Consider the following 10494-nt stretch of genomic DNA (forward strand, 5'->3'; position numbering starts at 1 on the left):
CCGTGGCCGATGGCCCGGCGCAGCCGCCCCACCAGCGCCTGGAGCGCGCCGGCCGCGTCGGCGGGCGGTTCGCCGTCCCACACCTCGTCCACGAGCACGGCGGCCGGGACCGTGCGGCCGGGGCGCAGCGCGAGCACGGTCAGCAGGGCACGCAGCCGGGCGCCGCCGACGGGGAGGGCCGTGCCGTCGTCGCCGAGTGCCTGGGTGGTGCCGAGGATGCCGTAACGCACCCGCCCATTCTCCGCGACCCGCCCGGCGGTGCGCACAGCCGCCCCGCCCCGTGTCCCCGCCCCGCTCGTCATGCCCCCACCCTTTCCGCTACCGGGCCCGCCGGGCGAGGGGTTTTCGGCGTGTCGGCGGGGCGGGGGCGGAATCCGGGGTGCGCGGGGTGGGTGACGGGGCGGTGACCGCCTACGCTCGGTCCATGGGGAGTGCGGGGCAGCAGCGGATCAGTCCGGTTTTTCTGGGGATCGCCGCGGTGACGGCCGTGGCCGGGTGGGCGGTGTGGACGGACTTCGCGGCGTCGCCCGGCTTCGCCGTGTTCCTGTTCGTCACCGGGGCGTGGGTCGTGTCGCTGTGCCTGCACGAGTACGCGCACGCGAGGACCGCGCTGCACAGCGGGGACATCTCGATCGGTGCCAAGGGCTATCTGACGCTGAACCCGCTGAAGTACACGCACGCGCTGCTGAGCGTCGTGCTGCCGGTGCTGTTCGTGATCATGGGCGGGATCGGGCTGCCCGGCGGGGCGGTGTTCATCGAGCGGGGCCGGATCCGGGGGCGGTGGCGGCACAGCCTGATCTCGGCGGCGGGTCCGCTGACCAATGTGCTGTTCGCGCTGGTGTGCACCGCGCCGTTCTGGCTGGGCGCACTGGACGGGGTGCCCGCGGTGTTCCGGAACGCGCTGGCGTTCCTGGCGCTGCTCCAGGTGACGGCCGCGATCCTGAACTTCCTGCCGGTGCCGGGGCTGGACGGCTACGGGGTGGTCGAGCCGTGGCTGTCGTCCGGGGCGCGGCGCGCGGTCGAGCCGTTCGCGCCGTACGGGCTGATCGCGGTGTTCGCGCTGCTGTGGGTGCCGGAGCTGAACCGGGCGTTCTTCGACGCGGTGTACGCCGTGCTGGGGGCGCTGGACGTGCACGGGTTCTGGACCGACTGCGGGCTGGACGCGTACCGGTTCTGGCAGGGCGCGAACCCGGTGTGCGACGTGGCCGGCTAGGCGCCGGGTTCGGCGGTGGCGGCGCGGTGGCGGCGCACGTAGTACCAGGCCATGTTCGAGGAGAGGCCGAACAGCAGCACCCAGACGACCCCGATGATCACGCCGCCCTGGACGAAGGAGACGACCGCCGCCGCCAGGGCGAGGACGCAGAGGACGAGGGCGTAGAGAGCGAGACGGGGCATGGGGGTGGCTCCTGTCGGGGTGATGCGCGGTCCCCTCCAGTGTCCCCCATGCCCCGGTCCGCCCTGTGCGGGGCCCGGTGGCCGGGCCGGGCGGTTCACACGTCGGTGGTACGCAGTCCGGCGTGGGCCTTGTAGCGGCGGTTGACCGAGATCAGGTTGGCGACCAGCGACTCGACCTGGTGGGCGTTGCGCAGCCGGCCGGCGAAGATGCCGCGCATGCCGGGAATGCGGTTCGCCAGCGCCTGGACGATGTCCGTGTCGGCACGGGCCTCGCCCAGCACGAGGACGTCGGTGTCGATCTCCTCGACGGTCTCGTCCTGGAGCAGCACCGCGGACAGGTGGTGGAAGGCGGCGGTGACGCGGGAGTCCGGCAGCAGGGCGGCGGCCTGTTCGGCGGCGCTGCCCTCCTGCGGCTTCAGCGCGTAGGCGCCCTTCTTGTCGAAGCCGAGCGGGTTGACGCAGTCCACGACGATCTTCCCGGCCAGTTCCTCGCGGAGCGACTCCAGGGTCGCGGCGTGCCCGTCCCACGGCACGGCCACGATCACCACGTCGCTCTCGCGGGCGCAGCCGGCGTTGTCGGCGCCCCGGACGCCGTTGCCCAGCTCGGCGGCGGCCGCCTCCGCGCGGTCCGCGGCGCGGGAGCCGATGATCACCCGCTGGCCGGCGCGGGCGAAGCGGTACGCGAGGCCGCGGCCCTGCGGTCCGGTGCCGCCGAGGACGCCGATGGTCAGGTCCGACACGTCGGGCAGGTCCCAGGGGTCCTTGGCGGGGGGCTTGGGCGCGCTGCCGCTGTCGTCTTTCGTAGTCATGGCCTCGACACTACTGCCAGGTATCCGGGGGCGGGCCCGGACCGTGGGCCCCGTGCGGCCACTCGTACGGATGGCGGTCGGGCCGTTCGCCGGTGGCCGGGGCCCGGCATGGTGCAGGATGCCGGGCCATGGATGCCGTACGAGTGGCGCTGCTGCGTGAAGTGCTCGCCAGGACCCAGTGGCCCGCGGCGGCCCGCCGGTTCGCCGGGGCGCTGCGCTCCTCCGTGGTCCCGCACGGCGGCGGGCTGCTGCTGGTGGGGACGGAGGGGTACGAGCCCTGGCACCTGGCCGCCCACCTCTCCGACGAGTCCACCTGGTCCGGGCTGCCCGAGCTACGCCCCACGCTGGTGCGCCACCGGGTGGAGCCGGGCGATCCGGCGCACCTCGCGGTGGGTCTGGGCCGGATCGAGGCGGCCGGGCGCGGCGAGACGCTGCTCGTGGTGGTGCCGGAGCGGCCCGGCGAGGGGCTGCTGGAGCGGGTCCACGACGCCCGCCGGGCCGGGGCGACGGTCCTCTCGCTGGACAACGGCGATCCGCAGGTGCGCGGGCTCGCCCACGAGGCGCTGTCCGTGACGGACGGGGACGACGTGGACCTGGACACGGTGCAGCATCTGGTCAGCGCCGCCGCCGGGGAGAACGGCGCGCCGGTGCCGCGCGGCGGGCGGCGGACGTTCCGCGACCGGCTGTCCCGGCTGGCCGACCAGCTGACCTCGCCTCCGCCGCCGCGCTGGTGAGCGGGGCGGCCCGGCACAAACCGTTTGCGTGAGGCACGGAGCGCGTCGGAGCATGTCTCCTCGTGACCGCACGCCCCTCTCTCGCCGCCCGGCTCGCCGCGCTGCTGCCCGATCTTTCGCCCTGGCGCTCGTCGGCGGACTTCCGGCTGCTGTGGGTGCAGGGGATCGTCACCTACTTCGGCAGCTTCATGGCGCTGATCGCGCTGCCGCTCCAGATCAAGGACCTCACCGGCTCGCCGCTCGCCGTCGGCGCGATGGGCGCGGTGGAGCTGGTGCCGCTGATCGTCTGCGGCCTGTACGGGGGCGCGCTGGCCGACGCCGTCGACCGGCGGAAGATCATCCTGGCGTCGGAGGCCGGGCTGGGGCTGCTCGCGGTGGTCCTCCTGGTGAACGCGGCGCTGCCGGACCCGATGCTGTGGCCGCTCTACGTGGTGGCGGCCGGGGTCTCGGCGCTCGCCGGGCTCCAGCGGCCCGCGCTGGACTCGCTGATGGCGCGGATCGTGCCGCACGACCAGCTGCCGGCCGCCGCCGCGCTGAACTCGCTGCGCTGGCAGGCCGGGGCGATCCTGGGGCCCTCGCTGGCGGGTCTGGTGGTCGCGTACGCCGGGCACCCCACCGCCTACTCGGTCACGGTCGTCACCTTCGCCGCCTCGGTGCTGATGTGCCGGCGGCTGGCCCCGGCGCCACCCGTGGAGAAGGGGGCGAAGCCGTCGCTGCGCGGCATCGTGGAGGGCGCCCGCTACGCCTGGAGCCGGCCGGTGCTGCTCGGCACGTACGCGATCGACATGGCCGCGATGTTCTTCGCGTTCCCGAACGCGATCTTCCCGTTCCTGGCGGACGATCTGGGCGCCGACTGGTCGCTGGGCCTGATGTACGCGGCGGACTCGGTCGGGGCGCTGCTGCTGGGGCTGACCAGCGGCTGGACCTCGCGGGTGCGCCGGCACGGGCTGTTCGTGGTGTGCGGGGCCGCCGTCTGGGGGCTGGCCATCGCGGCGGCGGGCTGGTTCGGCAACGTGTGGCTGGTGCTGTGCTGCCTGGCGCTCGCCGGGGCGGGCGACATGCTCAGCGGGCTCGGCCGTTCGACCATCTGGAACCAGACGATCCCGGAGGCACTGCGCGGCCGTCTGGCGGGCATCGAGGTGCTCTCGTACAGCGTCGGCCCGCAGCTGGGCCAGGTCCGGGCGGGCACGATGGCGAGCTGGACCGGAACCAGGGCGGCGATCTGGAGCGGCGGCGTGGCGTGCGTCGCCTCGGTGGCGCTGCTGGCCGCGGCGCTGCCCAGGCTGGTCACGTACGACTCGGCGACCGACGAGGACGCGCTGCGCAGGCGTGCCGACCGGCCGGAGGGGCCGGCCGCCGCCCCGGCCGCCTGAGGCAGGGCCGGGCGCCCGCGCGCCCGGCCCCTCACCGCGTCCTCAGCCCGTCGCGTCGTCCTCCCCGGGGCCCTTGCGGTCGTGCCACTTGGGGTCCGTGTCCCACTCCAGGTTCCGTTCCCGGGCCGTCTCCATCGCGTGCTGCGCCTCCTGCCGGGAGGCGTACGGGCCGAAGCGGTCCTTGGCGGGGCACTCGGGGCCCTCCTCGACCTTCTGGTGCTCCAGGCAGTAGAACCACTCGCCCGGCTTGCCGACCGTGCGCTTCTTGAACAGGGCCATCGTCCGTTCCTTTCCTCTGTGCCATGGTGCCCCGGACGCGCTGGTTAGACTCGCTGGTATGTCTGGCCAGTCGCTGCTCGTACCAGGGGAGATCACTCCCGTCCGTTCCGTGCCCGGAAACATCCGGCGCCCCGAGTACGTGGGCAAGCCGGCCCCGACGCCGTACACCGGCCCCGAGGTGCAGGACGCCGACACCGTCGAGCGGATGCGGATCGCGGGGCGGATCGCCGCTCAGGCGATGGCCGAGGCCGCCAAGCACATCGCGCCGGGCGTCACGACGGACGAACTGGACCGGGTGGCGCACGAGTTCATGTGCGACCACGGCGCCTACCCGTCGACGCTCGGCTACCGGGGCTTCCCGAAGTCGCTGTGCACCTCGCTCAACGAGGTCATCTGCCACGGCATCCCGGACTCCACCGTGCTGCGCGACGGCGACATCGTGAACCTGGACGTGACCGCGTACATCAACGGGGTGCACGGCGACAACAACGCGACGTACCTCTGCGGGGACGTGGACGAGGAGTCCCGGCTGCTCGTGGAGCGCACCGAGGAGTCGCTGCGGCGGGCCATCAAGGCCGTGAAGCCGGGCCGGCAGATCAACGTGATCGGGCGGGTCATCGAGTCGTACGCGAAGCGCTTCGGCTACGGCGTCGTCCGGGACTTCACCGGGCACGGGATCAACACCTCGTTCCACTCCGGGCTCATCGTGCCGCACTACGACAGCCCGCACGCCACCACGGTGATGAAGCCCGGCATGACGTTCACCATCGAGCCGATGCTGACCCTGGGCGGCCACGACTACGACATGTGGGACGACGGCTGGACCGTGGTGACCAAGGACCGCAAGCGCACCGCGCAGTTCGAGCACACGCTCGTGGTGACGGAGACCGGCGCGGACATCCTGACCCTCCCGTAGCCCGTACCGTCCCCGCATCCGCTCACCGAACGGCCGCCCTCCGGGGCGGCCGTTCGCGTTCACCGCCGCGCGCGGTTGCCGACAGGACGTCGGCAAGCAGTTGACTTAGGTAAGCCTAAGTAGGAGGATCGGGCCATCGGACCGCGCCCTCGGCGGACAGCTGGGGCGCACCGATTTTTCCGTCCCTTTCTGGACTTCTCCCCCTTGGCCCCGGAGGCCCGCCTTGGACGCACCCGTCACCGCCACGCCCTTCTCGACGCTGATCCGCACCGCGTCCCACGAGCAGCACACCGAGGCGGAGACCTCCGCCTTCATGGGCGATCTGCTCAACGGGCGCCTCGGGGTGGACGCGTACGCGCGCTACACCGAGCAGCTGTGGTTCGTGTACCGCGCCCTGGAGGAAGGCGCCGGGGCCCTGGCCGCCGACCCGGTGGCCGGCCCCTTCGTCCGGCCGGAGCTGATGCGCACCGCCGCGCTGGAGCGCGACCTCGCCCATCTGCGGGGCGAGGACTGGCGCGCGGGCCTGAAGCCGCTGCCGGCCACCGCCGCCTACGCCGCACGGGTCGCCGAGTGCGCCCGCACCTGGCCCGCCGGATACGTCGCGCACCACTACACGCGCTACCTCGGCGACCTGTCGGGCGGTCAGATCATCCGGGACCGGGCGGAGCGGACCTGGGGCTTCGCGCGCAAGGGGGACGGGGTGCGGTTCTACGTCTTCGAGGAGATATCCAACCCCGCCGCCTTCAAGCGGGACTACCGGGAGCTGCTGGACGCGGTGCGGGCGGACGACCTGGAGAAGCGGCGCGTCGTGGACGAGTGCAAGCGCGCGTTCGCCCTGAACACCGCCGTGTTCCGGGAGCTGGGCGAGGAGTTCCGCGCCGCCTGACGGGCCGTCCGGCCCGTCAGCCGTGGCGGGTCAGGGCGACCCTGCCGCCGATCTCCACCGTGCCGTCCGGCGCGGGTGCCGTGAGGATCTGGGAGCCGCGGCCCTGGGTGATGTTGAGCGCGCGCCCGAGGTGCGCGCTCAGCAACAGGGCCGCGGCTCCCGTCGCCTCGTCCTCCGCGATGCCCTCGTCGCGGCGCGGGAACGCCCGTGCCCGGACGCGGCCCGCCGCCTCCTCCTCCCAGGCCCAGGCGTAGAGCCAGCCCTCGCCGGGCGGCGGGGCCGGAAGCGCGTCGACCTCGGCGGCCGAGGCGTACTGGTGGAGGAGGCGCGGCGGCGCCCACTCGGGGCGGGCGGTGATCCAGGTGAACTCGCCGTCGTGGCGGGCGAACACGTCGCCCACCTCCAGCTCCAGGACCTCCAGGTCGAGCAGCCAGGCGGCACCGACGACGGGGTGTCCGGCGAACGGCAGCCGCAGCCCGGGCGTGTAGATGTCGAGCCGCCCGCGTTCGTCGTCGTCCACGAACACGGTCTCGCTGAAGCCGAGCCGGCGGGCGAGTTCCTGCCGGGCCGCCCGGTCCGGGTGGCGGCGCCCGTCGCGTACGACGCCGAGGGCGTTGCCGTGCCGGCCGTCCGGGCCGCAGAACACGCGCAGGATGTCGATGCCGGCGGGTACGTCGTTGTCGCTCACGTGGGCATTCAAGCACCGCACGGGCACCCGCCCCCACAGCGAGGGCCGGTACCCGTGCGGTGCCGTCGTCCGCCGGGTCAGGCGGTACGGCGGCGGCGGGCCACCACGACCGCTCCGGCGCCGGCCGCCACGACCAGGCCGGAGGCGGCGAGGAGCGGCCCGGTCGGGACGTCGGCGCCCGTCGAGGCGAGGGCGCCCGAGCCGCCGACCGTACCGGCACCGCCGACGCTGCCAGCACCGCCGACGGTGCCCGCGCCGCCCGCGCTGCCGCTGCCGCCGCCGGAGGCGGAGCCCCCGGTCGTGCCCGAGCCGCCCGTGGTGGAGCCGGACGGGAGCGTGGCGTTCTCGTCCAGGGACACCGAGACGGTCAGCGGGTCGAGCTGGTCACCGGCCTCGTACATCCCGCCGAACGCCTTGGTGTCGCCCTCGGCGGTCAGCGTCGCGGGGACGCCGGAGAGGGTCACCACCCCGTTGCGGGCGGCGAGCTTGCCGGCGGGCAGCTTCAGGTCGGCGAGGGGCAGGGCGGTGTACGTGGACACCTTCTTGGTGGTGCGGTTCTTGGCGGAGACGTCGGCGAAGAGGGTGCCCTTGCCCCCGGCCACCCGGACCGTCAGCCGGGAGAGCGACAGGTCGAGGGTGTGGGCGCCGTTCTCCTCGTGCCCGAGGAACCGGACCTTGCCGCCGAACGTGGCCTTGAGGGTCTGTCCGGCGGCGTCGAAGGTGCCGGTGGCGCCGGTGAAGCGGTAGCCGCCGGCCGTGGCGTTCGCACCGCCGGTGGTCTCGGCCCGGCCGTGGGCGATGGGGCCGGTGACGTACGAGCGGAAGGACTCCTTCACGCCCCAGTCCAGGGCGCCGTCCACGAGGGCGCCGGACGTGGCGGCGGGCTCTCCGGTGCCGGTCGCCGTGGCCGTGGGACTGGGCGCGGTGGTCGGCTTCGAGGGCGTGGCGGTGGGCTTCCCGGTCGGCTCGGTGGGCTTCTCGGTCGGCTTCTCCGTCGGCTTCTCGGTGGGCTTCTCGCTCGGTTCGGTGGGCTCGGTGGGCTTCTCGGTGGGCTTCTCGGTCGGGGCGGGGGCGGCGGTCACGGTGAGCGTGGCCGGGTCGAGCGCCTCGCCCTCCTTGTACTGGCCGTTGAAGGCCGCGGAGCCGGCCTTGGTCAGCTTGGCGGGTATGTCCTTGAAGACCATGGCGCCGCCCGCGCCCCGGCCCGGCTTCACGGCCGAGAGGTCCAGCTCGGCGACGGCGACGTCGTCGGTGGTGCCCTGCGGGGAGACCACGTCGGCGGTGATCGCGCCGCCCTTGCCGCTGGTGGTGACCTTCACGTCGGACAGGGTGATGTCCAGGACGCCGCCGTGCGCCGAGAAGTTGACGCCGCCCTCGAAGGCGGTGGCGGTGCCGTGCGTGCCGGTGTCGTAGGTGCCCTTGCCGTTGACGAAGGTGAAGACGCCGTTGTTGGCGGCCTGGGTGGCGCCGTCGGTCACGGTGATCTTGCCGGCCCCGCCGACGTACCGGCGGAAGGACTCCTTGAAGCCCCAGTCCAGCGTGCCGTCCTTCAGGTCGATGACCGGCGCGGCGGCGGTGCTCGCGGCGGAACGGTCGGCGGCGAGGGCCGGAAGGGCGAGGGCCGCGCCGAGCGTGGCGGCGGTGGCGACGGCTGCGGCAAGGGCGAGGGGGCGGCGGGTGGCTGCCATGGTCGGGGTCTCCTCGGGGATGAGCGGTGTACGGGGGAGTTGGGGAAGGCGGGGGGGGACGGGGGTGCGGGGGGTCAGGAGGAGGCGTCCGGGGTCGCCCGGTTGCGGCGTGCGAGCACCAGTACGGTGACCGCCGCCGCGGCGAGCAGTCCGGCGCCGCAGAGGGTGAAGTAGAGCCCGGTGCGGGAGTCGTCCTCCGGGGCCGCGGTGGCCGCCGGGGTCGCCGCTGCCGCCGGGCTGCCGGACGGTTCGGGGGCGGCGGAGGCGTCGCTGCCGAGGTCGGGCAGGGCGGGCAGTTCCGCCCCGGCGTCGGTGGCCACGGCGAGCGAGACCGGGTCCATCGCGGTGCCCGCCTTGTAGAGCGGGCCGAATGCCTTCGCACCGTCGGCGGTCAGGGTGGCGGGAGCCTCGGTGAGGACCGCGAGCCCCTTCTTCGCCACGAGGTTCCCGGCGGCGAAGGTGACCAGCGGTACGGCTTCGGCGGCCTTGCCGTCGCGCAGGACGTCGGCGCGCAGGGTGCCCCGGCCGTCCTTCACGGCGACCGCGAACCGGGAGAGCTTCAGATCGAGGCCGTCCCGCGCGGTGAAGCGGACACTGCCCGCGAAGGTGGCCGCGAGGGTTTCGGCCGCCGGATCGTAGGTGCCCTTGCCCTTCGGGAAGCGGAAGAGTGCTCCGCCGTCCTGGGCGCCGTCGGCCAGGGTCCATTCGCCCTTGCCGATGGGGCCGGTGACGTACTCCCGGAAGGTGCGGCGTACGCCCCAGTCGACGGCGGCGTCCACGAAGCGGCCGGCCGCCGACTTCTTCTCGTTCTTCTTCGGGGCGGCGCTCGTGGTGGAGCCGGTCGCGGAGGGCTTCGCCGCCGGGGTGAGGGTGTCCACGGAGAGGCTGATCGGGTCCAGGGGCGTGCCGGCGGTGTAGTAGCCGGCGAAGGACTTGGCGCCCTGCGCGGTCAGCGTGGCCGGGATGTCGGTGAGGGCGACGGGGCTGGTGCCGCCGCGCATGTCGATCCCGGACAGGCCGAGCGTGGCCAGCGGGACCTGGCGGGCGGTGGTGACGCGTCCGCTGCCGCGCTCCTTGCTCACCATGTCCGCGTACAGGGTGCCGCTGCCGTTGCTGATGCCGATGGTGGGACGGCTGACGGTGAGGTCGAGTTCGTGGGTTCCGTCGGACTGCCGGTGCCCGGTGAAGCGGACGCCGCCCGTGAAGGCGGCCCGGAACGCGCCGGTCGCCGGGTCGTAGGAGCCGGTCGCGGAGTGGAAGCGGAACCGGCTGCCGCCGACGGTGGCGGCGCCGGCGGTCAGCCCCCAACTCCCTTGCGCCACCGGTCCCGTGACGTAGCTCTGGAACGAGGACTTGATGCCCCAGTCCAGCCGCCCGCCCTGCACCGTACGGCTCGCCGCCTGCGCCGCGCCGGCCGGAAGCAGGGCGCCCAGCAGGGCCGCGAGCAGCACGACGGCCGGTATGCGGGCAGGTCTGAACGGTGGCATGGAGCCCCTCCGGGATCTGGAAACTGAGGTAAGGCTAACCTAAGCTACGTACCACCGTGCCGGTACCCCCCTTCCGTCACATTCCTCGCAGACCACCACCAACTGCTCGCCGCAGTACGAGCCGTAGAACGACAGGACGGTGCCCCGTGCCCTTCTCGCAGGACTTCGCCCCACCGGGCCGCGGCCCCCGGCGGACCGGGCACCGGCGCGGCGGCGTCCGCACGGCCGCCCTCGCCCTG

The 10494-nt window shown here is 74.0% G+C and carries 12 protein-coding genes; 5 read left to right on the forward strand and 7 right to left on the reverse strand.

All coding sequences use genetic code 11. The features are described from left to right. The coding region (locus MHW47_RS25585; RefSeq protein WP_239226124.1) for a helix-turn-helix domain-containing protein at window positions 1-230 on the reverse strand (230 nt) is incomplete at its 3' end. 194 nt (window positions 231-424) lie between these two features. Between MHW47_RS25585 and MHW47_RS25590 the strand changes: the two genes are divergently transcribed. Next, the gene (locus tag MHW47_RS25590) at window positions 425-1213 is read left to right on the forward strand and encodes a site-2 protease family protein (protein ID WP_239226125.1); all 789 of its coding nucleotides are present in this window, start codon (window positions 425-427) and stop codon (window positions 1211-1213) included. On the opposite strand, the gene MHW47_RS25595 is transcribed toward MHW47_RS25590, so the two are convergent. Both MHW47_RS25595 and npdG read right to left on the reverse strand, forming a co-directional pair. Next, window positions 1210-1395 carry a hypothetical protein gene (locus tag MHW47_RS25595; RefSeq protein ID WP_239226126.1) on the reverse strand — a complete coding sequence of 62 codons (186 nt, stop codon included), beginning with the start codon at window positions 1393-1395 and terminating at the stop codon, window positions 1210-1212. The genes MHW47_RS25590 and MHW47_RS25595 overlap by 4 nt on opposite strands. A gap of 95 nt (window positions 1396-1490) precedes the next feature. Then, window positions 1491-2204 carry an NADPH-dependent F420 reductase gene (gene npdG / locus MHW47_RS25600; protein ID WP_239226127.1) on the reverse strand — a complete coding sequence of 238 codons (714 nt, stop codon included), beginning with the start codon at window positions 2202-2204 and terminating at the stop codon, window positions 1491-1493. A 128-nt stretch (window positions 2205-2332) separates the two neighbouring features. Here npdG and MHW47_RS25605 point away from each other — a divergent pair, with 128 nt between their 5' ends. Both MHW47_RS25605 and MHW47_RS25610 read left to right on the forward strand, forming a co-directional pair. After that, window positions 2333-2938: a hypothetical protein gene (locus MHW47_RS25605; protein WP_239226128.1), complete on the forward strand. Its 606-nt coding sequence runs from the start codon at window positions 2333-2335 to the stop codon at window positions 2936-2938. A 62-nt stretch (window positions 2939-3000) separates the two neighbouring features. Next, window positions 3001-4311: an MFS transporter gene (locus MHW47_RS25610; RefSeq protein WP_239226129.1), complete on the forward strand. Its 1311-nt coding sequence runs from the start codon at window positions 3001-3003 to the stop codon at window positions 4309-4311. A gap of 42 nt (window positions 4312-4353) precedes the next feature. Here MHW47_RS25610 and MHW47_RS25615 read toward each other — a convergent pair whose 3' ends face one another. Then, window positions 4354-4590, reverse strand: a complete 237-nt coding sequence (locus MHW47_RS25615; RefSeq protein ID WP_239226130.1) for a hypothetical protein — start codon at window positions 4588-4590, stop codon at window positions 4354-4356. A 58-nt stretch (window positions 4591-4648) separates the two neighbouring features. On the opposite strand from MHW47_RS25615, the gene map reads away from it, so the two are divergent. Together map and MHW47_RS25625 are read left to right on the forward strand one after the other, a co-directional pair. Beyond that, window positions 4649-5506 (forward strand): type I methionyl aminopeptidase, encoded by an 858-nt coding sequence (gene map / locus MHW47_RS25620; RefSeq protein ID WP_239226131.1) that lies wholly within the window; start codon window positions 4649-4651, stop codon window positions 5504-5506. Between the two features lie 223 nt (window positions 5507-5729). Beyond that, complete coding sequence (locus tag MHW47_RS25625) at window positions 5730-6392, forward strand: heme oxygenase (biliverdin-producing) (protein ID WP_239226132.1); 663 nt, start codon at window positions 5730-5732, stop codon at window positions 6390-6392. Window positions 6393-6408: 16 nt separating this feature from the next. Here MHW47_RS25625 and MHW47_RS25630 read toward each other — a convergent pair whose 3' ends face one another. From MHW47_RS25630 to MHW47_RS25640, 3 genes are all read right to left on the reverse strand, one after another. Further along, on the reverse strand, window positions 6409-7080 hold the full coding sequence (locus MHW47_RS25630) for a PhzF family phenazine biosynthesis protein (RefSeq protein ID WP_239226133.1): 672 nt from the start codon (window positions 7078-7080) through the stop codon (window positions 6409-6411). Between the two features lie 77 nt (window positions 7081-7157). Next, window positions 7158-8768, reverse strand: a complete 1611-nt coding sequence (locus tag MHW47_RS25635) for an HtaA domain-containing protein (protein ID WP_239226134.1) — start codon at window positions 8766-8768, stop codon at window positions 7158-7160. A 74-nt stretch (window positions 8769-8842) separates the two neighbouring features. Then, on the reverse strand, window positions 8843-10255 hold the full coding sequence (locus MHW47_RS25640; RefSeq protein ID WP_239226135.1) for an HtaA domain-containing protein: 1413 nt from the start codon (window positions 10253-10255) through the stop codon (window positions 8843-8845). Between the last annotated feature and the right edge of the window lie 239 nt (window positions 10256-10494).

Source organism: Streptomyces sp. OfavH-34-F, assembly GCF_022347745.1.
Classification (GTDB): domain Bacteria; phylum Actinomycetota; class Actinomycetes; order Streptomycetales; family Streptomycetaceae; genus Streptomyces.

Bases quoted from the DNA above. Each gene is read 5' to 3' on its own strand.
- MHW47_RS25590 (WP_239226125.1), top strand. From the start codon at position 425: ATGGGGAGTGCGGGGCAGCAGCGGATCAGTCCGGTTTTTCTGGGGATC.
- MHW47_RS25595 (WP_239226126.1), bottom strand. From the start codon at position 1,395: ATGCCCCGTCTCGCTCTCTACGCCCTCGTCCTCTGCGTCCTCGCCCTG.
- npdG (WP_239226127.1), bottom strand. From the start codon at position 2,204: ATGACTACGAAAGACGACAGCGGCAGCGCGCCCAAGCCCCCCGCCAAG.
- MHW47_RS25605 (WP_239226128.1), top strand. From the start codon at position 2,333: ATGGATGCCGTACGAGTGGCGCTGCTGCGTGAAGTGCTCGCCAGGACC.
- MHW47_RS25615 (WP_239226130.1), bottom strand. From the start codon at position 4,590: ATGGCCCTGTTCAAGAAGCGCACGGTCGGCAAGCCGGGCGAGTGGTTC.
- map (WP_239226131.1), top strand. From the start codon at position 4,649: ATGTCTGGCCAGTCGCTGCTCGTACCAGGGGAGATCACTCCCGTCCGT.
- MHW47_RS25635 (WP_239226134.1), bottom strand. From the start codon at position 8,768: ATGGCAGCCACCCGCCGCCCCCTCGCCCTTGCCGCAGCCGTCGCCACC.
- MHW47_RS25640 (WP_239226135.1), bottom strand. From the start codon at position 10,255: ATGCCACCGTTCAGACCTGCCCGCATACCGGCCGTCGTGCTGCTCGCG.